The following is a 25,016-nucleotide window of genomic DNA, read 5'->3' on the forward strand; positions in this document are numbered from 1 at the left end:
TGGGAGCTTCGATCAGCGCACTTTGAAACGCCCCATGATCGCACTCACCCGGCTGTTGGCTTCAAGCAACTGGTGAGTGTTGAGTTCGCTGGCTTTGCCACTCTGCACCAGCTCATCGACCATGTGGCGGATCTGCACCATGCTGCGGTTGATTTCTTCGGTCACGGCGCTTTGCTGCTCGGCGGCGGTGGCGATCTGGGTGCTGAGGCTGTTGATGTGGCTGACCGAACCGGCCATTTCATCCAGACCGGAGTTGACCCGTGCGGTCGCGTCGGCGGCGGACTGACAACTGGCCTGGGTGTTTTCCATGGCGCTGACCGACGAGCTCACGCCCTGAGTCAGACGCGTCAACATCTCGTTGATTTCCGAGGTGCTGGCCTGGGTGCGCGCGGCGAGGGCACGCACTTCATCGGCAACCACGGCAAAACCACGGCCCTGTTCACCGGCGCGTGCCGCTTCGATGGCCGCGTTGAGCGCCAACAGGTTGGTCTGCCCGGCAATCGCGCCGATCACCCCGAGAATTTCGGTGATGCGCTGGGCGTCCTGCTGCATGTTTTCAACTTTGTGTGTCGCACTGGCCACTTCATCGATCAACGCGACCACGCTGTTGGTCGCTTCGCCCACCACCACCCGCGAACGGTCGGCGTTTTCATTGGCGCGCTGGGTAAACGCGGCGGTTTCGGCGGCGTTCTGCGCAACGCTTTCTGCCGTCGAACTCATTTCGGTGATGGCGGTAACGGTCTGATCAGTTTCCGAAGCATGACGCAACAGAATCTGGCTGGTGTGTGCCGAGGTGCGTTGCAGGTTATCCAGGCTGGAGGCCATGGCGCCGGTAGCCTGGGTGACTTCACCGATCATGTTTTGCAGGTAGGCAATAAAGGTGTTCACCGAGTGACCGATGGCGCCAAGTTCATCTTCGGCGCGAATGGTGATGCGCCGGGTCAGGTCAGCATCGCCGCTGGACAGCAAATCGATGTTGGCTTTCAAGGCTTTCATGCGTTGCACCAACTGACGAATCGCGTAGACCTGCAACAGCACCAGCAGGATCACCAGTGGAATCTGCAACAGGCTCAAGGTGCTGAGGACGTCATCACGCTGGGCGGTGAGCATTTTCGTCGGCAGCGCCGTGGCGAGGAACCACGGCGTGCCTTCAATCGGCCGCATGAAGAACGTGCTGGCTTCGCCGTTGTTATCGAACTCGATGCGCTGCGCCTGATCGCGGCTTTGCAGCCCGGCTTTGACTTGGCTGGCGAAAGTCGACGTGCCGGCCAGTTCGCTGATGTTCTTCAGCACGATCGGGCCACTGATGCGCGAGCTGTTACTGATGATCTTGCCGTCGGCTTCAACGATCAGCATCTCGGCGTTGAGGTCTTTTTCCTTGCGCGCCACCAGATCGTTGAAGAAGCCGAGGGTGACGTCAATCGTCGACACGCCCCACGCGTTGCCGTTTTTCTGGATGGCCATGGCGCAGTTGGTGCGCGGCTCGGCGCTGGCGTCGTCTTTATACGCCGCCGCCCAGGCGCATTGACCGCGTGGTGTGGCCATGCCGCCTTTGTACCAGCTCTGGTCGTAATAGTTGGGCGCCGCGTCGCTGTTCCAGAACGTGTTGACGGCGAGTTTGCCCGAGGCATCGCGGTGCCAGAACGTACTGAATTTGTTGCGCCCGGCTTCACGTTGCCCCGGCAGAGGCCAGATCCCGCCGCCGAATACTTTGAGCTCGCCGTATTGATCGACCAGACCTGGCAGCACCGCGTCGATGGCGGTGCTGTCGAGCAGCGGGATGGTCTGGGTGATGCTGCGCTGTTGCGCCTGCACTTTGTTCAACTCGCCCTGAATCTGCTCGGCGACTTCGGCGATGCGGTTGAGTACCACCTGTTCTTCGGTGTGACGCAACTTGGGGGCGACCAGTTGGCTGATGCCGACCACGGTCAACACCGACAACAGCAGGATGAACAGAACCAGAAACAGCGTGTAGCGAGCCTGAATAGTGCGGAATGCGGGCATGGAGACCGGTCCTTGAGCAGCGTTTCTTATTAGGGGGCGGGGATAGAACAGTGCGGGTATCTACAGCGTATCGTCGTGGTGCCTGGAAGCTTTAGGTACTCGCGTCCTAAAAAATGCGCGTGCCGATGACTGGTCAGTACCATGGCTGATACATAGCGGCTGATCAGTGCCTATTAGCGCTCGAAAAAGCAAATTTCATTGCATTGCCATGACAGCTTCGGGGCAGTCGTTACGGGCTAATTGGCTTTTGTATCGAGAATGTACAAGAATTGTAAAAATGTGCATAAATAGGTTGGTGCCATCAATTCGCCCGCCGATACTCGCGTCCATTATTGCCGTTCAATACGGATACTTTTTATGTTCATTTCACAGGGAGTCTTTTCATGACGATCGGTATTGTCGGCGGCTGGGAGAGCAAGGCAGGCGTTATGGTTCGTAACACCGGCGCGAAAAAACAAGTGGCCCAGAGCATCAAAGTGCAGCAGATGCTGACCAAGGTCGGTACCAATCCCACCGCGCTGAATACCGCTGAAATGGACAAGCAGGGCATGCGCAAGGCCATCAAGGGCTTTGATCCTGCGAATGTTTCGGTAAAGCAATTGGGAAATCTGAGCGAGATGCTGCGCAGCCGCGGCCTGATCTCCGAGATCACGTCGTTTACCTTGAAGAACGCCGGTGACAAGTTCGACCGTTTTGGCGTGACCAAAGATATCGATGCCAAATTCAACGCCCTGGAGTATTTCGCGACCCAGCTCGACGCCATTCAGAATAATGGCCTCAATGGCAACGCTTACGGCCAGAGTCTGATTCCCGAGTTCAAGAAAGCGATCTATGTCCTGCAGAACCTCAAGACCTACGGTGAAGGCAACGCCGCGAAACCGGTCGATGAAGGTGTCAAAGCTAAAGCTTGAGGCTGACCGTTTAGCCCGCTCAACGCTTGAACGGGCTGGTTGATGTGCAAGAACCCGGCAACGCCTCGCTTCAGCGTGCTGCGACGCGTTGTTGAGCCTGATCATGCAGTCGTTGCAGGTGTGGGCAGCGCAGCTCCAGCGATCGCGCGCGATAGCCTCGATGAAACAAAGCCAACCATCCAGCGCCCCGTTCATTCGGGGCAATCCCGGTGAAGACGAAGCCCATTGCCGACAGGCTATCCACGGCATTGGCGAAGCCTGTTGCCAGCCTTAGCCTGATCGAGATCATCCAGTGTTCGGGCAGTCGTCGTAGCTGTTGAAGCAAGCCGGCGTCGAGTTTTTTCAGCACCACGTCATAACGTCCTGAGCATTGTTCAACCTGCATCGGCTCTCCCACCCAACGCGCTTCTTTGTCGTGTGTTCCGTATACGCCGCACAAATGCGCCATGAAATCGTGACAGCTTTGCGGCCAGGACAATGCCGGGAGCGGGCGGCGATAGCCTTCCACAAGGGTGTAGCCGATGACGATGGACTCCGGCAGTGGCTCGCCAAACGGTGAGGGTACGTAGTCAAGCAACAACCCGGTGCTGCAAAAACCGAGTCGGTCAGCCATGCGTTGGGTGTAGAGATGCTGCGTCACCTGTTTGATGGTCACGCCGTGGCAACCAAGTGCCTGGGCATGGATCAACAGCCGCATGCCCAACTGCGTCGCGATGTTCTGCCCGCGTGTTGACGGATGGACCACGCTCAACGCCAGTTCCGCCGTAGGCGATCCCGCGTTTCTGCACAACGTGGCGTGGCCGAGGATTTTTTTCCCGGATTCCGCCACCAGCGAATGCCAGCGACCCTCGCCATGGTTCTGATTGATCATCAACGGCAAATACACGTGCGGCTGCACGTAGTGGTCGCCATAGATTTCCCGAAACAGATGGCTGATCGCCCTGGCGTCGGATCGGCGATAACTGCGCAGCGTCAAGTTGTCCATGGACGTTGCTCCGGTCCGGGCGTGGCGTAGACACGCAGATCGACGACGCGTTGGCGCTTGCCGGAACGCGGATGGCGAGCGAGTTCATCGGGTGTGCAATGGGTAATCTGCAACTCGATCAAGCGCTCAGCGCAGAGTTGCATGATCAGCGGGTATTGCTCGATCAGTGCACGCTGCAAGGTCGTGTTGGCGTCAGCGGTCTCGGCCGTCAGCGTGTCGGGTAGCCATTTCAGGCATACGATATCGACGTTGGCCGATTGGCTGATGACCAGTTGCCAGTCGTCGCTGGCGGTGATGCGTGCGACGATTGCGGCAATGTCTTCGATCAACAGAGTCAGGCTGCTCACGCGCACCCGCTGACTGCTGGCGCTGCGGCCCATCAAGGCGAACTTGCGCATCGACGCGGTAGCCGGCTCTCGCCAGCAAGCGAGATCACCCACGGGGTAGCGGATCAGCGGCATCAGTCGGCGGGTGAGGTTGGTGATCAGCAGTCGCCCGGTTCGGTCGCATTCTTCGATCACTTCACCGGTGTGTTCATCGACGATTTCCAGCACGCTGTGGCTGGCCAGCATCCGATGCTCGCCGAGTGCGCAATCGCGGCTTGCGGCACCGATGAAACCGGCGTCGACACTGGCGTAACCGATCGAGGCAATCCGCGCGTTGGGAAACACCCGGTGCAACGCCTGCAATTGTCCGGTGAACAGGCTTTCTCCGCCGTAAAGGATTGTCTCGACTTCGCCCAGGGTTCGCGCCTGACGCTCCAGCACGCCGGCGAATGTCAGCAATTGTGCGGGTACGCCGGCCAGCACATTGATCCGGTGTTGGCGGATCGAGTCGGCCAGCACCGCAGGGTCGACGTCGCCGGTAAACGGGTATTCGGTAACACCCGCCGGTTCGTGCGCCAGGGCGTCGTGGATAAAAATGAAACTGGCGTACAGGTCGCCGACGAAAAACAGGTTCGCCACCCGGTCGCCGGGATTGAGTTGACCGGCGAGATGGCTGCCGAAGTCCCGCACAAGTGTCTGCCATTCTTCGCGGGTAAATACTGAAAGTTTACCGGCGCTGGTTGTTCCACCGGTCTTGAATACCAGGGCGCGTTCGACCGTTGAGGTCAGTACCGGCCATTGTTCCAGGTTTTCGCTACTTGCCCAGTATTGTTGTGGATCAATTACCGGAAGTTCATCCAGGGTGTTTGTCTGCGGCGCAACGTTTTGCAAATGTCTGGCGTAATACGCTGAATGTTCGCGGGCAAAAGCGAACAACTTGCCAAGTTCTGTTGTTGTATTCATGGTGCTCTCGTTAATTATTTTGGCCATGGCTGACGATCGCTGTTAACGGCGCGAATCGATTACTGGCGGTATCTTTCCGCTGTGTTTGTTTCTGTCGAAATGTTGCGGCTCACAGGTTTGCGCCTGCACGGTGAGAAGCCCGGTGCGCACGAGTGTCGCCAGCGTCGCGTAGCCCTCGAGTCGGCAGAGAATGTCTGCGGGTTCGCCAGGGCTGTGAATCAGCAGGCGCTCGAGGCCATCGGGGGCGTGATCGAGGTGTAACTGAAACGGCGCCTGCAAGTGCCGGGCGAGTTCGTTCAGACAGATGAAATCGCTGCCGATGCGCAGCAGCCGGCCGTGTCGTTGCAGCAATTCGAAACGCGGCGAATTCAGCCCGCACGGGCAGTCGCCGTGCAGCCAGCGGCCGGTGTCGCCGACTTCATAGCGCTGCACCTGTTGCCCTTCACGTGCTTTGGAGGTGAACAGCAAACGGCCGATTTCATCGCCAATGACCGGCTTGTCCTGCTCCAGTGCGACGATTTCCAGCTGCTGGATAGCGTCCATCAGATGAAACACGCCGTCGCCGGTGGCGGCGCAGGCATGCCCGAATGGCCCCGCATCGACACTGCCGTACACCGCCGAACGGATGCTGGCGACGCCGCAGCGATGCAGTAATTCGCGGCACTGATCGCTGATGTGCTCTCCGCCGAGGAAAACCTTTTCAATCACCCCATAACGACTCAGACGCGGCCCCTCGTTGAGGAACAATCGATGCAGGGTGCTGGGCATGCCGATCAGCACGGTCACGCGCTGCTCGATGATCACTTGCGCAATATCGCGGTAATCATCGTCGGCCGGCGCGCCCATGGGCAGGTGCGTCGCACCCAGCAATTCCAGGACTTTGGCAAAACTGAAGAAGCCGCCGTACAAGCCGCCACTGAAGAACAGGTTCATCACCTTGTCGCGGCGCGGATCAAGGCCCGCCGCGAACAACCCATCGGCCGTCGCGCGCATTTGCCGTTGAAAATCGCGGTAACTGAAGCCCGACAGCGCCGGTGTGCCGCTGCTGCCGCCGGAGCGGAAAAACAGCTGCGCCGCCGCTGTCGTCGGTTGCCCGATAAACGCTGCTTTGTCGGTGATCGGCAGACCTGTCAGTGTGAGTGCGCAAGGTGGCTGGTCGAGGTTCATATGGGTGGGCAACTGCGTTGGCGCGAGGCTGACCGACACGCGGCGGCTCAGGCGTTGCAGTGCGTAAACGCCGTCGTGGGGCTCGCCGTCGTAGCCGTCATGGATCGCATTGATCGGCGTAATTCGGCTGACGCCCGCTGCAATCAATGTGCGTGCGAGTTCATTGATCTGCGCCTCACCGCAGACCAGCGCGCAACTCTGTAACACGTTGCGCCAAGGCAGCAGCGTTTGCGTCAGTCGCGCCCGTGGCAGTGGTTTGAGCAGCAATGTGCGAAACAGCGGCGAAGGCGCAAGCAACCGATCATGGCTCCAGATCAGCCGCCAGCCCGTCGCGCTCCAGACCTGCCCGGTGCTGCCGGAAAAGCTTTGGCCCAGACGCGCCATCAGGGTATGGCTGGTGATCTCGCTGGCTTCCTGAACCGTCGGAGTCAGCGCCGGCCATTGCCCGACGCGACGCTCGAATGCCTCGGCCAGTGCGCTGCCGATGCCTTGCACAACGGCGGGATCGTCGCTGTCGACCAGCAACCATTGCGGGCTGGAGCAAGCTTGTTGGTCCAGTCGGCAGACTTCATCGACAATTGCGTCCAGTGCTGGCGGCGAGGCCGCGTCTGGCGTCAGGTAGGCGAAACTGATGCGGTGCCCCCAGTCGATCCAGCGGCATCCGGGTGGCAACTGTTGGCGGATGGCTTGCAGCGCGGTTTCGCCTCCCCACGCCGATACGCCATTGGCCATTTTGCACAAGCGGCCGATCTGCTCCGTGGCTACGGGTAACACCGCGACGTAGTGGCGGAGTTGAGCGCTGGGGTCGCATTGCACCAATGCGTGCAGCAGGCGCGCGGTCAGGCCTTGGTCGCTGCGGCTGGGGCGTAGCCAGTTGAGGTTACCGGCCAACAGGCTTTCGAGCATGGCGCAGCAGGCCAGCAGCGGCGCGTTGGCCGGGGTGATGTGAACCACCAGGCCCAAGGGGCTCCAGCGCTCAAAGCGCGATTGCTGATAATCAACACGCCGCAGTGAATCGGCCTGATCACCCAGTTCGCGTTCAAGTTTGGTTTGCAGGGCGTGAGGCTGACAGAAATCAATCAGCGCCAGGCGTTGTTCGTCATCCAGCGGCAGTTCGGCGCTGTGCAGATGCCGCGCAAAGTTGCCCGCGGCGGTCAGAACGACGGCGCTATCCAGCGGTGTGCTGAGGTGGTGCGGCAAGGTCTGATGCAGTTGCGCCAGTGCGTTGTCGAGGTCAATTTCAGCGAAAAGCTCTCCGTTGAGCAGGTACATGTCAGTGCCTCCCCAATAATTCGGAGGCGGCCATCGCGCAACTCCTGCCGGCGGTGGTGCCCGCACGGCCATGCAGTTCGAACCAGTCGCTGGCGAGGCCACAGCCGCAACTTGAGCCCGGGTGCAGCGTCGCCAGATCGCTCATCACCACCGCATGCGCCGGGCTGGACGAAATGTAGGGCGAGACGAATCCCAGCAAGCCTTGCTGGCCGTAGGGCTGGATGGAAAAATCCTGCGCATTGCGCACGTACGCCTTGGCGTAAACCGGCACATGAAAATGATGCCGGTCACATTCGATGTACGGCACGGCGTGCTCGACTGCACCGTAACCGTCGCGGCACCGCGAGATTTCGATGCCCAGTTGCCGGGCGATGCGTCCATACAATTGCTGTTTGGGGATTTCCTCGCTGGCTCGGGTTTTCCAGCCACCGCCAAAAAATGCCAGCGAACCTGCCGGCAGTTTCAGCTCAGGCACGCCGGTGGCCTGCATGTGTTGCAGGGTCTGCCAAAGGAACGCCGGGAAACCGAAAATGCGCACGGGCAGGCCTTCTGCGGCGAACGATTGCAGGGCCGTGATGACGCCGAACACATCGAATTGATGGCCGTCGCCGTTACTGCGTAACGCGTAGGCGACGCGGTTGACGGGAGCAAAGCGGCACAGGAACTGATCGGTATACGACGTTCCCAAGGTGATCGCACCTTGCGGTTCGTAGCTCAGCAGCAGGTAATTGCAAGGCGTATCTGGTGAGTACCAGCCGTAATGACTGAAGATCCGCTCGACCATGAACTGAGCGCCCGCGAGGCTGCGCGGGTCATAGCGCATACGGCTTTTCTGGCCGCTGGTGCCGGACGATGTCAGTTCTAGGGCGCGCTCTCCGGTCGGACTGAGCAGCAATTGCTGTTTGAAGAAGTTCGCCAGAATCGGCGGCAGACGGGCCCAGTCATCAAGACTGTCCAGGTCCTGTTCGTCGAGGCCGTTGGCGTTCAGCCAATGGGCGTAGCCGGGGGTGTGCCGGCAATGAAACCGACTGATCTCGGTCATGGCCTGATCGAACAGGCCCACCGGCACGGAATCCGGGCAATAGGGGTGTGGCAACGCGCAAAGCGCATCGCTGGCGGGGAAGTGATGCATTCAATATTCCTTTACTGAGCAGAGGCGGAGTCGGGAGGGGTGCGTTGCAACAAACCCTGCAACAGAGGGAGACACATCAAGCCGCTGAAAGCGGCGCAAAGCGCGAAAAGCTCGAGCCTTGCGCCACCGCCGATGGCAGCAATCAGCAAGCCGCCGAGGCCCATCACGGCAATCGAAATCATCCCGACCAGTGCCGATACCAGACCTTTGCTGTCATCACTGGCAAACAGCGCCAACCGATACAGCGCGGCATTGCTCATACCCAATCCGACTGCGTACAACGCCAGACTGGCGACCACCGGACCGAGTCCGGCGCCAGCCAGTGCGCAGACGATCAGGGCCAGAAGCCCCAGGCAAAAAGGCCAGAGCGCCAAGCGGATCAGTTGCGGCAAGGCGTGAGTGATCAGCAACCGGTCAAGGATCAGATTGCCGACAATCACCGCAGAGAAAATCGGGATTTGCCAGACGCCATATTCAAGCGGCGTCAGCCCGAGCAACTCGATCAGCAGCAATGGCGCCAGGCCGATCCAGGCGATCAGCGGCAGGCTCATCAGCCCCAGCGCCAAACTGGCGGCGAGGAATCGGCGATTGCCGAACAGGGCGCGATAACGCTTGCAAGTCTGGCGCAAGGAGAAACGCACGGCCGGTTGCTTGTGTCCGTCTCGACGGGCGACGCCGACGGTTTCCGGCATCCAGGCAAAAAGCCCCAGCCAGACCATCGACGCGGCCAGACCCAGCCCCAGAAACAATTCGCGCCAAGACAACCATTGCAGCAGCAGAATGCCCAGTAGCGGCCCCATCAAGGGTGAAAGCAGGGCGATATTGCCGAGCAGAGCCATCAAACGCACCGCATCCGCTTCACAGAACACTTCCTGAAGGGCCGGATAACTGACCGCCACAACGAAACCCAGGCCCATGCCCTGCAGCAGTCGCAGTAGATTGAAGGCTTCAATGCTTTCGGTGCTGTAGGCCCCCGCGCAGGCGACCGCAAATAACGCGCAGCCGATCAACAATACCCGCCTTCGCCCCCATTGATCGGACAGCGGCCCAATCAGCCATTGCAGGCAGACACCGCCAAGCAGATAAAGATTGAAAGCGTTCGGTACATGCCGCACATCGGCATCAAGTTCGGTGGTAACGCTTAACATCGCAGGCATGATCAAGTCGCTGGCCATATACGTCAGAAGTTCAAACGCGCTGATCACCAAACAAAATCCGAGCGCTTTTTGCGGCCGGATCTGTATAAGAGTTCTCTGCATAAACGTTCCTGTTAGTGAGTGAAAGGAAGTTGCCAGAGATTAGTTGCAGATGTGCGTCCAGCCTATTGTTTTGCTGCGACATTAGATTTCAAATGCTTGCAACTTATTTAGTGATTTGATTTAGCGCAGCGCACAAGTTAGAGCGATTTATAGAAGCATTTGGCAAAAACAGAAAAGCCCGCAACGGGGCGGGCTTTGTTTGAAGTTAATCGGACTTGTTGATTTCCTGCCACGGTCTGTTCATTGGCAAGCGGGCAGGGCGAACAATCCTGTTCTAGCGATGTTGGTAATAACCAGGGCCACCCTGGTAGTAACGGTGGTGATCGTCATGCCAGCCGCCGTGGGGGAAGATGATGCAGCCACTCAGGGTCAGCAGGGCAAGAATGGGAATCAGCCAGGTGATTCGACGCAGCATTTTGAAAATTCCTCATGGTTACGCCGTCATGAAGCCAAAACTCTTCATCGGCTGTAACATGAGACCCCGATTGCAGCGGCGCATCCCCGTAGAACGGTAAGTGCATGGCATGCAAACGGATACAAACCGGATACATTTCAAAGTTTCAGGAAGCCGCAATGACCCACAAGCAACGCTTGATTTATTCGATTCTGATCGCCGTGTCGGTCCTGGCCATCATGCTCGGCCTGTCTTGGCTGCAAAATGCCGGCATGATTTCGGAGAAGACGTTTCAGTTCGTCGCCATCGGTGTGGCGGTGATCGTGGTGGTGATCAACGGCGTGATGCGCCGCAAGGTCAAGCCTTGACGGCGATGGCTGCACGCTTCAATCGTGGTTGAGGACAGCTGCGGCCTGTGGATGCAGGCTGTAGCTCTTATCTTCATTGAAGGTGATCACGCCTTCGGCGCACAGGCGCTTGAGCACCTCACGCACACTGAGGAAGGACAGCGGAATATCCAGGTCCAGCAATTGGCTGTGGACACCGCGCACGCCGAGGCGCCGCTCGCTTTGTGCGGCGACCAGCAAGGCGTCGATGACTTTCAGACGAATCAGGCTGGTGCGCAGCCCGAAACTTTTCAGCAGCAAGCGGATGCGTTCGTTACCGTGACGCTCGACGCGTTGCCCGAAATCGCTCGCGTGAGGGCTCATGGTAACTCCTTTGGGTGCCTGGCTACCGTCCGTTGGTAGTTGCGAGTTGTACATGCGATTACTCCTTTTCAGAGTCTGATCGGGGTGGTTTTTTTGCGCTCTCTAGAACAAGACGTATCAGCACGACAAATCATGAAAGAAAAAATGTAGAAATTTTGTCGGGGATTTGTCTTTTCCTTGTGATTGCGGGTTGGCCTTGGCGGCCTTTGGGCCGACCAGGTTCTTTGGGTTTTGGGTGTATATCCGTTTTTTTGGGTGTTGCGGCTGGCGGTTTCGCTCTTACAGCGACTCACTTTTCCAGACGCCGAAAAGTAAGCAAAAGGCTGGGCCCCGGCGTTCGGCCCGCTCGCTGGGGCTCGGGGTTCCTTCGCTCCGGGATCGATCCGGGCGCAGCGCCTACGGTTTGCTTCGCTGCACCTCCTCTCGCTGTGTTTGGCTTCGCCAAACGGTCGCTGCGCTCCCACACCCGGATCAATCCCTCCACTCAGCCTGCCGAAGGGGCCAGCACGGCAAGATCAAGAGCTGCAGCCGAGCTAACGCTCATCCTGTGGAGTGGTGAGGGGCGGGGTGTGGTTGGGTTTGGTCACCTCAGATCAGTTCCTTCTCCCTCCGGGAGAGGGCCAGGGTGAGGGGCTTTTGATCTGCGTCTGAATTTCAGTCCAGCTCGGTATTTCAAGTCGGCGTAACTCTGGCAATCACCTCGGTCAGTTCCCTCTCCCTCCGGGAGAGGGCTAGGGTGAGGGGCTTTTGATCTGCTTCTGGATTTGAGTTCGGCTCGGTATTTCAAGTCGGCGTAACTCTGGCAATCACCTCGGTCAGTTCCCTCTCCCTCCGGGAGAGGGCTAGGGTGAGGGGCTTTTGATTCTGCTTCGGGGATTACGTGGAGAGCCTAAATTTTTTCCTCTGACTTCGTTTCTTGGACAGGCTCATTGCGCGTGGACGCGTGGGTGTTTCCAGAGCGGATCCGTGCCAGCGCCGGGTTCGCTCTTTGGCATGTCGATCAGGAGCGAGCGTGATAATTTCCAGACAGTTAATGGGACTGACCTTGGCCGGCGTGGCTTTCGGGCTGAGTTGTTCGGCCTATGCGTTCAGCCCGGCCACGGATGTCAGCGCCGATATTCGCCGTACCGCTTTTGGTGTGCCGCATATTCGTGCGCAGGACGAGCGAGGGCTTGGTTTCGGCATCGGGTATGCCTATGCGCAGGACAACCTCTGTCTGCTGGCCAATGAGATCGTGACGGTCAATGGTCAGCGTTCACGCTACTTCGGCCCGGACCAGTTCACCGTCGAGCAGCGTGAAAACCGTGTCAGCGATGTGTTCTTTACCTGGCTCAACACACCGGAAGCGGTCAAGGCGTTCTGGCAGGCGCAACCTGCGCAGGTGCGTGATCTGGTCGAAGGCTATGCTGCGGGCTACAACCGCTATCTGGGCGAGCGTCGTCAGCAAGGCTTGCCGCCACAGTGTCAGGGCGAGTGGGTGCGTGAGATTGCACCGCAAGATCTGGTGAAGCTGACCCGCCGTCTGCTGGTCGAGGGTGGCGTCGGGCAGTTCGCCGAGGCGCTGGCTGGGGCTACGCCGCCGCAGGCGAGCGCGGTGATCGAACACGATGTGCAGGCCTATCAGTTGGCCGATGCGCGTCAGCAGCGCTTCGCTCTGGACCGTGGCAGTAACGCTGTCGCGGTGGGTAGCGAGCGCTCGTTCAACGGGCGCGGGATGTTGCTCGCCAACCCGCATTTCCCGTGGGTCGGTGGCATGCGCTTCTATCAAATGCATCTGACCATCCCCGGCAAGCTCGACGTCATGGGCGCTGCCTTGCCAGGCTTGCCGATGATCAATATCGGCTTCAATCAGCATCTGGCGTGGACGCACACGGTCGATTCGTCGAAACACTTCACTTTGTATCGTCTGCAACTCGATCCAAAGGATTCCACACGCTATATGCTCGATGGCCAATCCTTGCCGCTGAACAAGCAGACCGTGACCGTGCAGGTCAAACAGGCCGACGGCCAGGTGGTGCCGGTTTCGCGTGATGTCTACAGCTCGCAGTTTGGCCCGATCGTGCAGTGGCCGGGCAAGCTCGACTGGGACAATCAGTTCGCCTACAGCCTGCGCGATGCCAATATCGACAATGATCGCGTGCTGAACCAGTGGTACGCGATGAATCAGGCGTCCACGCTTCAGGAACTGCAAAATTCGGTACACAAGATTCAGGGCATTCCGTGGGTCAACACCCTGGCCGTGGATGACAAAGGCCAGACGCTGTACATGAACCTGTCGGTGGTGCCGAACGTCAACGCCGAGAAACTGGCCAAGTGCAGTGATCCGCGTATCGGCACGCAGATGATCGTGCTGGATGGCTCCAACAGCGCGTGCGCATGGGACATTGATCCGCAAGCGGCGCAGCAGGGTATTTATGCTTCCAGCCAATTGCCGCAACTGCTGCGCAAGGACTTCGTTCAGCACTCCAACGACTCGGCGTGGCTGGCCAACCCGGCGCAACCGCTGACCGGTTTCTCGCCGCTGATCAGTCAGGATAGCCAACCATTGGGCTTGCGCTCCCGGTTTGCTCTGGATCGCTTAAGCACGCTGAGTAAAAAAGGCCCGCTGGCGGTGAAGGATCTGCAGCAGATGGTGATGGACGATCAGGTGTACCTGGCGACTCAGGTGGTGCCGGATCTGTTGAAGTTCTGTGCCTCTGACCTCGGTGTCGATGCGCCAGCGCTGAAGCCGGTTTGCACCAGCCTTAAAGCTTGGGATGGCCGTGCCAATCTTGATTCGGGTATGGGCCTGATGCATTTCCACAACATCATGCAGGCCTTGCAGGCTTCGCCGGATGTCTGGCGTGTCGCGTTCGATCCCAAAGATGCGCAACACACGCCGCGCGGTCTGGCGGTCGAGCAGCCAACCGTGGCCAAGGCACTGCGTGAGGCCATGTTGGCATCGGTCGAGTCGAGCACAAAAATGGGCCTCAAGCCGCAGACCCGCTGGGGGGATATCCAGGTTGTCAGCAGCGGCGGGCAACAGACGCCAATTCACGGTGGGCCGGGCACGCTAGGCATCTACAACGCTATCCAAAGCGTGCCGCGTGAAGACGGCAAACTCGAAGTGGTCAGTGGCACCAGCTACCTGCAAGTCGTGACCTTTGACGAAAAGGGCCCGCACGCCCAGGGGCTACTGGCGTTCTCGCTGTCGAGCGATCCGGCGTCGAAGTATTCGCGGGATCAGACCGAGGCGTTCTCGAAGAAACAGTGGAGTGTCCTGCCGTTCACCGAACAGCAGATTCAGGCTGACCCGCAGTATCAGGTGCAGACTGTGCGCCAGACACTGGACAAAGTGGGGAAGGTCGCCACTCAGTAAGCCCGAGCGTCAATTACGTTGAGCCAGAGGGCCGCATCCTGCAAGGGGTGCGGCCTTCAGCTTTTTGGCGGTTGTTGCGGTATCGAGTTGATCACCGGGTTACCTTCCTTGTTACGGGTCAGGTAGACCGGCAGCACTTTGGGCAGGCTGTTGGCGAGATTGTTCAGCTCTTTGATGTTGTAGATGCCACCCACGCGAATCGTACCGGTGCTGTTATCCGCCAGCTCCAATGGATTGCTCAGATAACGGTTGATCAGAGGCAGTGCTTCGCTCAGTGCCAGGTTATCAAGTACCAATTTGCCGTTGCGCCAGGCCAGCGAGGTATCACCAGGGTAGGTCTGGCTGATCTGGGGTATGTAATCGCCCTGTTTGTAGCGCGCCTGCATTGACGGGCCGAGGCGCAAACCATCGCCCGGCAATGAGCGATTGCTGGCGACCAGCACCGAACCTTCGATCAGGTTCACACGCACTTGGTCCTGATACATCCAGACATTGAAACGCGTCCCGGTGACGCGAATCCTGCCTTCGCCTGCGCGGACGACAAACGGGTGGGCCATGTCGTGGCTGACCGTAAAGAACGCTTCACCTTTTTTCAGGGTGACGCGGCGTTCGTCCTTGTAATTGCTGAAGGTCAGATCAGTGTTCAGGTTCAGTTCGAGTTGGCTACCGTCACTCAGCGTGACCTGGCGGACAGTATCGGTAGCGGCGAAATGCTGATAGCTGTTGGGCAGCCAGCCCAGATTCCAGCCGGTGTACGCCGCCAGCGGCAGGGCGAGCGCACAGACGCCGGCCGCTACAGCGAGTTGACGCCACGAGCGCGAAGTCTGACGGGCTGGCATAACCGGAACGGATTCAGGGCGCGGCAAATGTTCGGCCACCTCCCAGATTTCCAGCATGGCCTCGTACTCGAATGCATGAAGGGGATGAGCGTCGTGCCATTGCTTGAATGCACGACGTTCGGCGTCCGTGCAGTCATCGGCGTGCACCCGCATGCACCAATGCGCGGCGGCATCGGTGATCGCATCGTATTCGGCTTCCGAGAGAGTGTCTTGGGTCATTGACTCGTCCTGATTTCGCCCATTCTAACCTTGTCGGGAAGTGACCGAGAACAACCGTCATGGCATTTACCCATCAAAGTGGAACTTATTTTTCCCTCAGGCACCCAAAAAGCAGGACGACCAAGACCACTATCCACAAATGGAGAAAACAAATGATCAAGAAGACATTCGCAGCGTTGATTGCCACGGCCGGTTTGCTCAGTGCTGGCGCAGCATTGGCCGATCGGCCGGGCGCTGGCTGGGTCACCATCGAAAAAGCCATTGAGATCGTCAAGACCAAGGCCGGTTACGTCGAGGTTTACGAGATCGAAGCCGACAACGACGGCTACTGGAAAGGTGAAGGACGCAAGGCGGACGGCGTGGTTTACGAGTTCCGCATCGACGGCGCATCGGGCAATATTTTGCGCGATCAGAAGGATTGATCACGCGGTAAATACTCCGTGTGTTCTTAAAAAATGCGCCGGCCTTAGACCGGCGCATTTTTTTGTCCAGGTGGTCACGGTGACGCTTGCACTGAATCCGCCTGGCTTGAAGTCGGCGCCGGCAACGGTATCGGCGCCGTTGGCGGATCCAGTTGTCTGCCCATTTCGCTGATGAGTAAGGCGATCGAGTCAGCGTTGGCCATCACCACTTCGATGCGAGCTTCATCAGCGAGCGGATTGCGAAAGGCTTTACGTGCCTCTGCAAGGTTTCTGGTTTTGGTCAGACTGAGGACTTTTTTGTAGACATCGGCCTGCTCCGGCAACTGATCCAGATCTACCCACAGCCCTTGCTCATTCCTGTTCGCGAATAACTGTTCGGGCGCAGCGGAGCGTGACAAGGATTTACGATAACGTTCCAGACCCGTTTTGAGCTGTTGCCCGTCCGCGGTGGTGGTATCGATAAGGTCGGGGTATGGACTCATCGCCTCTACGGAGACGAAATCTTCGCTATCGTTGATCAGGTGCGACAGTTCGTGCAGCAGCGTGATCGCGCGAGCATGGGAATCAACATTGAACCTGGGCGGCAAGAAAGCGGTGTAGACATCCAGTTTCGGATTGAAAAAATGCTCGGTGAAGTGCACGACTTTTCGCCGGTCTTCCTTGAAGACAAAGGCAACCGTGTCATCGTCGTAGCGCGCATTGAGGCCAGCGAAAAAACGCTCTGTGTAAAGCAAGTCATCCTTTGGGTCCGTCAGTTCGCGGCAAATCGGCAGGATCACCTTCTCGATTTTCTTCAGCAGCATCGGCGTGACCTGTCGCACGTCGAAAAAATCTTTGAGGACCGTTTCCACACGAGTGCCCCCGAGGTTGTCGCGATGTTCGACGAAGTTATACAGGCAATACAACGCGTAGTTTCTTGCCCGGGTAACCGCTTGCTGAATCACGAAGGCTCTGGCGGGAAATCGGCGGTTGATCTCTGCCATCCCTCGCGCCTGGATCAGCATCAGAATTGAACAGTGCTGCTCCACTCTGGTTTGCAGAGCCAGGGGCCTCCTCGATCGACAGCGATGCACGGCCTGACTGGCGTGGGCAAGCACCAGTCGTGAGTTTTTCTGCTCAAGCGCCGGCCCACGGCCCCCGTCTTTTTTGCGCAAGTACCAGGCTTTTTCGGCCTGGATCACCGGATAAACCTTGCCGGCAATCGTTGCATATTTGTGCGTGCTGGATGAATCCCCGTAAACCAGCTTATTGCTATCAAGTGTGAGGCTGTCGAGTGCGGTGGTCGTTTCATAAGACTGCAAGTTCGCGCGGGAGGTGGTAATCGGTGGGACTTTTGACCAGCGAGCGGCGGTTTTTTCCGTGGTGTTCGCGCCGGTTTCGGCAACATTTGATCCAGTGGCCTGCGCCCCGGAGGCAAATTCGGCCGTTTGCGCCTCTGCCTCTGTTTCCCAGGACAGCCGACCCAGACTAAACAGGGATAACGCCCCGGCGATAAAGCCTTTCAGAGCGTTGGCCCAATGATGATCCTGAAGGTTTTCGGCGGACTCCTTGAAGTCGTTGTAGCTTTTCCAGAGAAAAAACAACGAGGCGATTTTCCCCGACAAGAGATGGGGAACCAGGCGCACACCGTGACTGAACAGGGACTTCGCGGTTTCCCAATCGGCTTGTGCGTTGATCTGCGGCTGGCAAGCGAGCAGTTGCGGTAGAAGGCTGAGCGTGTCCTTGTGCAAATGCTCCAGCAGATTGCCGGTGATGGGCATGCTGTGAAGTTTGATTTCACTGGTCTTGCCAATCGTCGTGTTCAGCAGATCCTTGAAGACGGCTTGTTGCCCGGAAGGCAAGCGCCGGATGACCAGGTCCTGAAAATGCCCCGGTGTATTTAAGGCCTCGATCAATTGCGCCTCGTCCTCGAATTCACGAAATACGAACCGCGAGTAGGGGGCGTAGAGCACGCGTGGCCCTGTATGTCCCGCCCCGGGGCCAATGACATAAAGTCCGAGGGCGTCGACGAAATCGCTACCGGTGGTCTTGATCAATGACAGCGGGCAAGCACTGGCGTGAGCGCCCTCTACGGTGGCGCGCGCTACGCCGTCGGGCATGTCCAGAACCTGGCAAACGTAGTCGAAACCGCTTTGCGACAACTGTTGTTGCAACTTCAAGGCGTGCGCGTGCTGCATCAACTGCCACGGCAACTGACGGAGGAAACGTGCTTTGCTGGTGCGTGCCGGCTCAGTGTCGGATGAGAGCGCCTCGGTGACTTTCCGGGTGTAGGCGGTGGTGATGTCGAGGGATTGCAGCAGTTGCTGAACCGCAGACTGATCGAGCGTTGCTGGCAAAGCGCTGGCGATGGTCGAGGCGACCTTGAACCCGGTGTCCTGCACGATGTTGTAGTGATGCAAGGCAAAATCGAGCAGGTTGCAGGGCGGGCCTGCCAGCGTGAGATTCGGGGTGATCTGGATCTGCTTTGGTTTGAGATCAGTGCCAGGGAATCGGGCGTCGAGCAGTGTTTTCAGCGTCTGCTCCACATGGCTGGCTAAAGCGGGGACGTCGTGGAGAAAATCCTTGCCATCGATAACGCTGCGCCGCACTTCATCCAGCAGTGCTAGTTGTGTGCGTTGTTCTGTGACCGGCGCTATGCGTAACCAGTCAGGGAAGTCCTGCTGGCGGACGAAAGCCCGGGCCAGGTCGATGGCCCGGCGCAAGTTGGTATCGATGGAGGTGTTTGTTATTTGAGTAAGGAAACTGGCGAGTACGTCCTTGTCCGTGATGCAAACGCGTAATGCCTCACAATGGGCCAGGAAGTGTTCAATGGCCGATTGCATGCGATCGTTCAACACGTTGCCTTCAATCAACTGGAACGGGTCCAGTGTGTATTGTTGATCCAGCTGATAGTGCGCCGTTGGCAGATTTTCCAGCAGTGTCTGAGACTGGTTGTTGTTGTCCAGGCGCTGTTGCAGTTGCTTCTGCGCGATGGCGATGTCGTTGAACGATTCCAGACCCATGGCCGGCGTCCACAGGATCGCACGCCCGGAATGCTCGACGTCCATGCCTCCGCGCTCGGTCAACAGTACGCAATGCGCAAGCGACAGTGCATCGGCTTTGCCTGCGCAGGTAACGCTGAGCGACCAGGCATCCGGCCGGAAGCCATTGAGTGACTGACGATCCCTGCGTGTGGCGTATTTTGCATCGAACACGGCATCGATAATCTTTCGCTCGGCCGTCTGCCAGGAACCGCTGAGGTTCCTTATGTGTGCCTCAGCGCGCACGCCATCCTCAAAGGCCTGTGCCAGTTTCCATCGAATACCTTCGAGAAACACGCGTTGTTCGGCGTTGCTCGTGGTCGGCTGATCCTTGAAGTGACTGCCGAGATTCTCCTCGGCGCGTTCAAGCTTTATCGCCAGTTGCCTGGCCTTGTCGGTCTGCACCCGTGACGAGAGCGGCGCACTTGAAAACAACGGTCGGGTACTCCAGCGCTCGTTGACGTCGAGCTTGAGCAGACGTTCATGAATCATCGAACGGATATCCAGCGCTTTGTCGAAAAGCGCATGGATGTCGGTTGTGCGTTCACTCTGGCGGAAGAGCTGCAAGACGAATTCAATGTTTTGCCGTTGTTTGGTGAGGATCGCTTCAAACAGCGTGCTGATGATGTCGCCGCCGATGTTTTCCCCGGATACTTGCGCGTGGGCAAATCCGAGATAGCGATTGCGCTCCTCCAGGTTCATCAGTCCGTACAGCTCGTCTTCATGGCCGGCGGCATTGAGTTTGGCGGTCAGCGTCTGTTTGAGATCGGCGTAGTTGGTGAGGACTTGCAAGCCTTGGGTAGGGGTGTAGAGATAAGCCTTGTCATGGTTGATCATCAGCGACCCGGCCAGTTCGATGTAGGCGGTGTCCTCGCGCAAACACACGGTTTCGAAGTTGGGCCGCCGGGACGCCACATTCGGTTCGCGGATCACGCTGTGCAAGGCGTCGAATTCAGTGGCAGACAGGATTTCCGCTTCGCGCTTGAGCATCAGATCTGCACGCATTTGATCCTTTAACGCCTGGCTGAAGTATGTGCGCCTGGGCGAGCCCTCGAATGCCGCGGCATTCCAGTAGGCCTCTAGCTGTCGAAACAGCAGCATGGTCAGTCGTCCCGATGCGGACTTGATCGCATCGCCCCAGGCGGTCTGGTCAGCCGCCTGGCTTGCGCGGGCCGGGTGGGAGAATTCCGCTGTCTGGCCGCGCGGCCAGCCCTGACGGCGAAAGTGCAGCAGCAGCGCTTCACTCAATGACAGCGAACTGACCCATTGCCTCATCTCCGCGGACATCGGGGCGCTGTCGAGGTAAAAACCGACGCGGGTGCGCGACTGCGGTAAATCGCCAAAATGCGGTTCGAGCAGTTCGCCGAGAATGTTCTCCAGCAAAGTGGCGAGCGACGGCAGACGTTTCAGCTCATCCAGCACATCGCGGGCGCAGGTGTCCTGAGACTGGCTGATCGCCGCTTTTTGATCGTCAAACACATCACCTTCGATGGTTTCGCGGGTGAGGGTGATGCCGCGTTTCTCTACCAGTTCCTTGCGCAGCAAGACACTGAGAAAGGCCAACAGATCATCGGTTTCTTCAGCGTTATCGAGGCGTGTTTGCAGCGCGTCCATCAGCGTCTGGTAATCGCTGTATTTTTTCAGACCGTCGTAAGGTGTGTACAAAAACACGCCATGGTCATCCGGCCCAGTGCCGAGAATAAAACTGCCGGGCAGGGGGATGGCGAGTTGCTTGTCGGCGTTTAGCAGAATGCGTTCGGCGAGCATGGGCGGGGTTTGTTCGCTGCGCAGGGCGTGGGTCGCCAGTTGCACATGTGCGAGCCAGCTGAAATCTTTGCTGTTGAGGCCGTGGGTCCGACCCAGGCTGGCATGCCGGCCCGGGGATTTGAGTATCTCTGGGAATAGCAGGAGGCTGGACATCATTGGAACTCTGAACGGGGCGCCGTGGGCGGGGAGTTCAAGAGTAGGTACGCAGGTCGCTGTGCAGGCGGTACATAGTTACCGCACACGTCGAGTTGAAATGTGCCATGAGCCAACGCCCGTCATCGCCAATCCAAGGGTTGACAGCCGACAGCTGTGGCATGGTTAATCGGCGGGCAAGTCGTCCGTACGCTGTTGTTCCCTCCAATAATCATTCTGGAGCTTCAGATGTCTGCGCCACACGATCATGTGTCCTCTGCTGTCTCGTCCTCGTTGTCTCTTGAAACGCTGACGCAACTGCTTGAAACGATTTTTCTGCGCCACGGCACCTCCGCCGAAGTCGCCCGAGTGCTGGCCGCCAACTGCGCCGGCGCCGAGCGCGATGGTGCCCACAGCCATGGCGTGTTCCGCATGCCCGGGTATGTCTCGACCCTGAACAGCGGCTGGGTCAACGGCCAGGCGGTGCCGCAAGTCGAAGATGTCGCTTCCGGTTTTGTGCGTGTCGATGCTGGCAACGGTTTCGCCCAACCGGCATTGGCCGCCGCCCGGTCGTTGCTGGTGGAGAAGGCGCGTAGCGCCGGGATTGCCGTGTTGGCGATTCGCAACTCGCATCATTTCGCCGCGTTGTGGCCGGACGTCGAGCCATTTGCCGACGAAGGGCTGGTGGCGCTGAGCGTGGTCAACAGCATGACCTGCGTGGTGCCGCACGGCGCCGACCGGCCGCTGTTCGGCACCAATCCGATTGCGTTCGCCGCGCCACGGGCCGGCGCCGCGCCGATTGTCTTCGACCTGGCCACCAGCGCAATCGCCCATGGCGACGTGCAGATCGCTGCGCGCAAAGGCGAGCGGTTGCCCGCCGGAATGGGCGTGGATAGCCTCGGTCAGCCGACTCAGGATCCCAAGGCGATTCTCGAGGGCGGGGCGTTGCTGCCGTTTGGTGGGCATAAAGGTTCGGCGCTGTCGATGATGGTTGAGCTGCTGGCGGCCGCATTAACGGGAGGGAATTTTTCTTTCGAGTTCGATTGGGCCAATCATCCCGGGGCGAAGACGCCGTGGACCGGGCAATTGTTGATCGTCATCGACCCGAGCAAAGCCGCCGGGCAGAGTTTTGCCGAGCGCAGTGGTGAGCTGGTGCGGCAGATGCACAGTGTCGGCCTCAAGCGGTTGCCGGGCGATCGCAGGCATTGGCAGCGCAGCAAGTCGCTGGCTGAGGGCATTGTGCTGGATGCGCAGACGCTGGCGCAGTTGCGTGAACTGGCGGGGGCGTGATCAAAGATCAAAAGCCCCTCACCCTAGCCCTCTCCCCGAGGGAGAGGGGACTGGCCGCGGTGAATGGGGGATGTGCGCCGACGTGAAAGATCGAGTTGAGCTCAGGTTCTGAAAGCCCGGAACTGGTTCAAAGCCGGCAAAAATACGCAGGCATAAAAAAGGCGAACCCAGCGGGTTCGCCTTTTTTGTGTGCCTGACTCAGCGACGGCCGAGCAGCAAGCCAACCACCAGACCGAAACCGGCGGAGATCGCCACGGTCTGCCACGGATGACCGCCGATGTAGCTTTCGGTGGCATCGACCGCCGGTTTGGTGCGATCACGTACGCTCGACACCGAATCCAGCGCCTGTTGCAGTTTCAGGGCGATTTGTCCGCGCAGCGTTTCCGCTTCCTCGCCGACCAGTGAGGCGCTGCTCTTGAGGAGTTTGTCGGACTCTTGGATCAGAGCCTGAAGTTCGCTGAAGGCCTGATCCTTGATTTGATCTTCGGCGGCTTGCACGGCGGATTTGCGGGCCATTGGGTGACTCCTTGCAGTTGAATGGACAGTGATCAATGGAGTGTGGCGCTTGCTGAAAAGTTGCACTGAATTTAGGTCAGAAATAAAAACCTGCGCGGGAGATTTCCGTCGAGCGTGTAAGATGTCGCCATTTTACGCAGCAGGATAATTCCCCATGAGTTTCAATCTGGCCGACAAGTCACTCGCAGAGCGCGCTGCGCTGGAAGACGAGAAATCCCGTCTGTTCGAACTCTGGCAGAACAATCTGGGCAAAGCCAAAGGCGAAGCCGCGCGTTTGTTCGGCGAGCGTGGCAAGCGCAAAGGCAAATGGGCCGAGTGGGTCCGCGCGGAACTGGACGGCATGTCGCCACCAGAATTCGCCAACATGGTGCGCAGTGAAGTCAATCGCCTGATGGCCGCGAACAAGTAACGCTTCAGGTGAACGTCGCGGCAATCGCTTCGCGGACTTTGACCACCACCGGATCGATCTGCGTGCTGGTACGCCAGCCCAGTTCGATCGGATAACGCGGCAGCTTCAGCGGGCAGGGCAGCAGCGCCAGGCCGCTGAGCTCAGCAATACTTTCGGCGGCATGCGTCGGAATTGTCGCCACCGCCCGACTGCCCTTAAGCAAATACGGCAGCGCGGCGAAATGCGTGGTCGACGCGCAGACCCGTCGAGTCAGGCCCAGCGTCGCCAAGCCCTCATCGGTGATCCCGATAAAGCCGCCGGACGACACCAGGATGTGCTCGCGGTCGACAAACTCCTCAAGATCGATCTGCTGCTGACCGGGCGCAAGGCTCGCCGGATCGATCAGACATGCATAACCGCCTTCGCCCAACACCTGACGGCTGAGCAAGCGCTCGGCAAAGCCTCCGGCCGTAATCGCCAGATCGATGCTGCGCTCCATCAGCGCGCGGGCGACGATCTGGCTATGAGTCTGACGAAAGATCAGGCGCAACTTCGGAGCGCTGCGGGCAATTTCCTCGATCAGGCGGCGACCGTAGGCAATTTCGAAATCATCCGACAGTCCTACGGTGACCGAGCGGCCATCGTACTGGTTGGCCGCCGGGTCGACCATCGCCAGGCTTTGCCGGCACTTGTTCAGCGCTTCGCTGACCACCGGTTTCAATTGATTGGCTTTGAGCGTTGGTGCCAGGCCGCGCCCGGTACGCACGAACAATTGATCGCCGTAGACCTCGCGCAAGCGGCGCAGCGCCGCACTGACCGCCGATTGTGTCACCCCCAGTCGCAATGCCGCGCGGCTGGCACTGGACTCTTCATGCAGGGCTTCCAAGACTTTCAGCAGGTTGAGGTCGACCGTGGCGATATTCATTTGGCTCATATCATTCAGCAGTGAATGGGGCTTTATTCATGATCGCGTGGCGCCGCAGAATCGGCAACCACTGAACCTCATGGAGTTATAGCGATGGCCAAATCAATTGTTGCTGCGCTGCAAATCGGCGCTTTGCCCGAAGGCAAAAGCGCGACCCTGGAGCAGATTCTGAGTTGGGAGGGCGCGATCATCGAGGCTGGCGCGGCATTGGTGGTGATGCCGGAAGCGCTGTTGGGTGGTTATCCGAAAGGCGAGGGCTTCGGCACGCAATTGGGTTATCGCCTGCCCGAGGGGCGCGAAGCCTATGCCCGATATTTTGCCAATGCGATCGATGTGCCGGGTGCCGAAACGCAAGCGCTCGCCGGTCTGTCGGCGCGCACCGGGGCCAATCTGGTGATTGGCGTGATTGAACGGGCTGGCAGCACGTTGTATTGCACGGCGCTGTATTTCGACCCGCAGGCTGGTCTCGTCGGCAAACATCGCAAACTGATGCCCACCGGCACCGAACGGTTGATCTGGGGCAAGGGCGACGGCTCGACCTTGCCGGTGTTCGACAGTCAGGTTGGCAAGCTCGGCGCGGTGGTGTGCTGGGAAAACATGATGCCTCTGCTGCGCACGGCGATGTACGCCAAAGGCATCGAAGTCTGGTGCGCACCGACCGTCGACGAGCGCGAGATGTGGCAGGTCAGCATGCGCCACATCGCTCATGAAGGCCGTTGCTTTGTGGTCAGCGCCTGTCAGGTGCAAGCGTCACCGAATGAACTGGGTGTGGAGATTGCCAACTGGCCGGCGGATCGCCCGTTGATTGCCGGGGGGAGCGTGATTGTCGGGCCGATGGGCGATGTGCTGGCAGGGCCGTTGCGCAGCGAGGCGGGGTTGCTCACGGCGCAAATTGACACCGATGAACTGGTGCGTGCGCGCTATGACTACGATGTGGTCGGGCACTACGCGCGGCCGGATGTGTTTGAGCTGTCAGTGGATGAACGGGCCAAACCTGGAGTGCGTTTCAACACATAA

At 58.9% G+C, this 25,016-nt stretch carries 18 protein-coding genes and 2 pseudogenes; 7 read left to right on the top strand and 13 right to left on the bottom strand.

Annotated elements, in window-relative coordinates; translation table 11 throughout:
* Positions 1–12: 12 nt before the first annotated feature.
* Positions 13–540, bottom strand: a pseudogene (locus CKW14_RS30585) (methyl-accepting chemotaxis protein); the annotation flags it as partial.
* A 333-nt stretch (positions 541–873) separates the two neighbouring features.
* Positions 874–2,004, bottom strand: a pseudogene (locus tag CKW14_RS30590) (cache domain-containing protein); the annotation flags it as partial.
* 383 nt (positions 2,005–2,387) lie between these two features.
* On the opposite strand from CKW14_RS30590, the gene CKW14_RS24390 reads away from it, so the two are divergent.
* Entirely contained in the window at positions 2,388–2,915 is a 528-nt protein-coding gene (locus CKW14_RS24390) for a hypothetical protein (RefSeq protein ID WP_007918129.1), read from the top strand.
* Between the two features lie 70 nt (positions 2,916–2,985).
* On the opposite strand, the gene CKW14_RS24395 is transcribed toward CKW14_RS24390, so the two are convergent.
* The 6 genes from CKW14_RS24395 to CKW14_RS30040 all read right to left on the bottom strand — a co-directional run bounded on the left by CKW14_RS24395 (position 2,986) and on the right by CKW14_RS30040 (position 10,434).
* Positions 2,986–3,900, bottom strand: coding sequence for a GNAT family N-acetyltransferase (locus CKW14_RS24395; protein ID WP_095126265.1), 915 nt, complete (start codon positions 3,898–3,900; stop codon positions 2,986–2,988).
* Positions 3,888–5,189: a phenylacetate--CoA ligase family protein gene (locus CKW14_RS24400; RefSeq protein ID WP_095126266.1), complete on the bottom strand. Its 1,302-nt coding sequence runs from the start codon at positions 5,187–5,189 to the stop codon at positions 3,888–3,890. Before CKW14_RS24400 ends, CKW14_RS24395 begins: the two co-directional genes overlap by 13 nt.
* Positions 5,190–5,231: 42 nt before the next feature.
* On the bottom strand, positions 5,232–7,628 hold the full coding sequence (locus CKW14_RS24405) for an acyl-CoA reductase (protein WP_095126267.1): 2,397 nt from the start codon (positions 7,626–7,628) through the stop codon (positions 5,232–5,234).
* Position 7,629: 1 nt separating this feature from the next.
* On the bottom strand, positions 7,630–8,760 hold the full coding sequence (locus tag CKW14_RS24410; protein ID WP_095126268.1) for an acyl-protein synthase: 1,131 nt from the start codon (positions 8,758–8,760) through the stop codon (positions 7,630–7,632).
* An 11-nt stretch (positions 8,761–8,771) separates the two neighbouring features.
* Positions 8,772–10,019: an MdfA family multidrug efflux MFS transporter gene (locus tag CKW14_RS24415; RefSeq protein WP_095050746.1), complete on the bottom strand. Its 1,248-nt coding sequence runs from the start codon at positions 10,017–10,019 to the stop codon at positions 8,772–8,774.
* 274 nt (positions 10,020–10,293) lie between these two features.
* Positions 10,294–10,434 (bottom strand): hypothetical protein, encoded by a 141-nt coding sequence (locus CKW14_RS30040; protein WP_176471331.1) that lies wholly within the window; start codon positions 10,432–10,434, stop codon positions 10,294–10,296.
* A 158-nt stretch (positions 10,435–10,592) separates the two neighbouring features.
* On the opposite strand from CKW14_RS30040, the gene CKW14_RS24420 reads away from it, so the two are divergent.
* Positions 10,593–10,781: a hypothetical protein gene (locus CKW14_RS24420; RefSeq protein ID WP_038363103.1), complete on the top strand. Its 189-nt coding sequence runs from the start codon at positions 10,593–10,595 to the stop codon at positions 10,779–10,781.
* 18 nt (positions 10,782–10,799) lie between these two features.
* Here the strand turns inward: CKW14_RS24420 and CKW14_RS24425 are convergent, their stop codons facing one another.
* A complete protein-coding gene (locus tag CKW14_RS24425; RefSeq protein ID WP_095126269.1) occupies positions 10,800–11,177 on the bottom strand; it encodes a fe2+ zn2+ uptake regulation protein in 378 nt (125 codons plus the stop codon).
* A 958-nt stretch (positions 11,178–12,135) separates the two neighbouring features.
* Here CKW14_RS24425 and CKW14_RS24430 point away from each other — a divergent pair.
* A complete protein-coding gene (locus CKW14_RS24430) occupies positions 12,136–14,481 on the top strand; it encodes an acylase (protein ID WP_095126270.1) in 2,346 nt (781 codons plus the stop codon).
* A 56-nt stretch (positions 14,482–14,537) separates the two neighbouring features.
* Here the strand turns inward: CKW14_RS24430 and CKW14_RS24435 are convergent, their stop codons facing one another.
* Complete coding sequence (locus CKW14_RS24435) at positions 14,538–15,539, bottom strand: FecR family protein (protein WP_095126271.1); 1,002 nt, start codon at positions 15,537–15,539, stop codon at positions 14,538–14,540.
* A gap of 152 nt (positions 15,540–15,691) precedes the next feature.
* Between CKW14_RS24435 and CKW14_RS24440 the strand changes: the two genes are divergently transcribed.
* Positions 15,692–15,961 carry a PepSY domain-containing protein gene (locus CKW14_RS24440; protein ID WP_093432877.1) on the top strand — a complete coding sequence of 90 codons (270 nt, stop codon included), beginning with the start codon at positions 15,692–15,694 and terminating at the stop codon, positions 15,959–15,961.
* Between the two features lie 74 nt (positions 15,962–16,035).
* On the opposite strand, the gene CKW14_RS24445 is transcribed toward CKW14_RS24440, so the two are convergent.
* Positions 16,036–20,901, bottom strand: a complete 4,866-nt coding sequence (locus CKW14_RS24445; RefSeq protein WP_095126315.1) for a dermonecrotic toxin domain-containing protein — start codon at positions 20,899–20,901, stop codon at positions 16,036–16,038.
* A 228-nt stretch (positions 20,902–21,129) separates the two neighbouring features.
* Here CKW14_RS24445 and CKW14_RS24450 point away from each other — a divergent pair, with 228 nt between their 5' ends.
* Positions 21,130–22,170, top strand: coding sequence for an Ldh family oxidoreductase (locus tag CKW14_RS24450; RefSeq protein WP_095126272.1), 1,041 nt, complete (start codon positions 21,130–21,132; stop codon positions 22,168–22,170).
* A gap of 198 nt (positions 22,171–22,368) precedes the next feature.
* Here the strand turns inward: CKW14_RS24450 and CKW14_RS24455 are convergent, their stop codons facing one another.
* Positions 22,369–22,686, bottom strand: a complete 318-nt coding sequence (locus CKW14_RS24455) for a YqjD family protein (protein ID WP_007917413.1) — start codon at positions 22,684–22,686, stop codon at positions 22,369–22,371.
* 154 nt (positions 22,687–22,840) lie between these two features.
* Here CKW14_RS24455 and CKW14_RS24460 point away from each other — a divergent pair, with 154 nt between their 5' ends.
* A complete protein-coding gene (locus CKW14_RS24460; RefSeq protein ID WP_007917411.1) occupies positions 22,841–23,095 on the top strand; it encodes a hypothetical protein in 255 nt (84 codons plus the stop codon).
* Positions 23,096–23,099: 4 nt separating this feature from the next.
* Here the strand turns inward: CKW14_RS24460 and CKW14_RS24465 are convergent, their stop codons facing one another.
* Positions 23,100–24,008 carry a LysR family transcriptional regulator gene (locus CKW14_RS24465; RefSeq protein WP_095126273.1) on the bottom strand — a complete coding sequence of 303 codons (909 nt, stop codon included), beginning with the start codon at positions 24,006–24,008 and terminating at the stop codon, positions 23,100–23,102.
* A gap of 84 nt (positions 24,009–24,092) precedes the next feature.
* Here CKW14_RS24465 and CKW14_RS24470 point away from each other — a divergent pair, with 84 nt between their 5' ends.
* Positions 24,093–25,016, top strand: a complete 924-nt coding sequence (locus CKW14_RS24470; RefSeq protein WP_095050752.1) for a carbon-nitrogen hydrolase family protein — start codon at positions 24,093–24,095, stop codon at positions 25,014–25,016.

The sequence above is a fragment of the Pseudomonas sp. Irchel s3a12 genome, assembly GCF_900187485.1.
In the GTDB taxonomy this organism is placed as follows: Bacteria; Pseudomonadota; Gammaproteobacteria; order Pseudomonadales; family Pseudomonadaceae; genus Aquipseudomonas; species Aquipseudomonas neuropathica.

Coding starts and splice junctions, on each gene's coding strand:
- CKW14_RS24470 (WP_095050752.1), top strand. CDS start 24,093: ATGGCCAAATCAATTGTTGCTGCGCTGCAAATCGGCGCTTTGCCCGAA.
- CKW14_RS24420 (WP_038363103.1), top strand. CDS start 10,593: ATGACCCACAAGCAACGCTTGATTTATTCGATTCTGATCGCCGTGTCG.
- CKW14_RS24395 (WP_095126265.1), bottom strand. CDS start 3,900: ATGGACAACTTGACGCTGCGCAGTTATCGCCGATCCGACGCCAGGGCG.
- CKW14_RS24435 (WP_095126271.1), bottom strand. CDS start 15,539: ATGACCCAAGACACTCTCTCGGAAGCCGAATACGATGCGATCACCGAT.
- CKW14_RS24450 (WP_095126272.1), top strand. CDS start 21,130: ATGTCTGCGCCACACGATCATGTGTCCTCTGCTGTCTCGTCCTCGTTG.
- CKW14_RS24390 (WP_007918129.1), top strand. CDS start 2,388: ATGACGATCGGTATTGTCGGCGGCTGGGAGAGCAAGGCAGGCGTTATG.
- CKW14_RS24405 (WP_095126267.1), bottom strand. CDS start 7,628: ATGTACCTGCTCAACGGAGAGCTTTTCGCTGAAATTGACCTCGACAAC.
- CKW14_RS30040 (WP_176471331.1), bottom strand. CDS start 10,434: ATGCTGCGTCGAATCACCTGGCTGATTCCCATTCTTGCCCTGCTGACC.
- CKW14_RS24415 (WP_095050746.1), bottom strand. CDS start 10,019: ATGCAGAGAACTCTTATACAGATCCGGCCGCAAAAAGCGCTCGGATTT.
- CKW14_RS24445 (WP_095126315.1), bottom strand. CDS start 20,901: ATGTCCAGCCTCCTGCTATTCCCAGAGATACTCAAATCCCCGGGCCGG.
- CKW14_RS24425 (WP_095126269.1), bottom strand. CDS start 11,177: ATGTACAACTCGCAACTACCAACGGACGGTAGCCAGGCACCCAAAGGA.
- CKW14_RS24400 (WP_095126266.1), bottom strand. CDS start 5,189: ATGAATACAACAACAGAACTTGGCAAGTTGTTCGCTTTTGCCCGCGAA.
- CKW14_RS24410 (WP_095126268.1), bottom strand. CDS start 8,760: ATGCATCACTTCCCCGCCAGCGATGCGCTTTGCGCGTTGCCACACCCC.
- CKW14_RS24460 (WP_007917411.1), top strand. CDS start 22,841: ATGAGTTTCAATCTGGCCGACAAGTCACTCGCAGAGCGCGCTGCGCTG.
- CKW14_RS24465 (WP_095126273.1), bottom strand. CDS start 24,008: ATGAGCCAAATGAATATCGCCACGGTCGACCTCAACCTGCTGAAAGTC.
- CKW14_RS24455 (WP_007917413.1), bottom strand. CDS start 22,686: ATGGCCCGCAAATCCGCCGTGCAAGCCGCCGAAGATCAAATCAAGGAT.
- CKW14_RS24440 (WP_093432877.1), top strand. CDS start 15,692: ATGATCAAGAAGACATTCGCAGCGTTGATTGCCACGGCCGGTTTGCTC.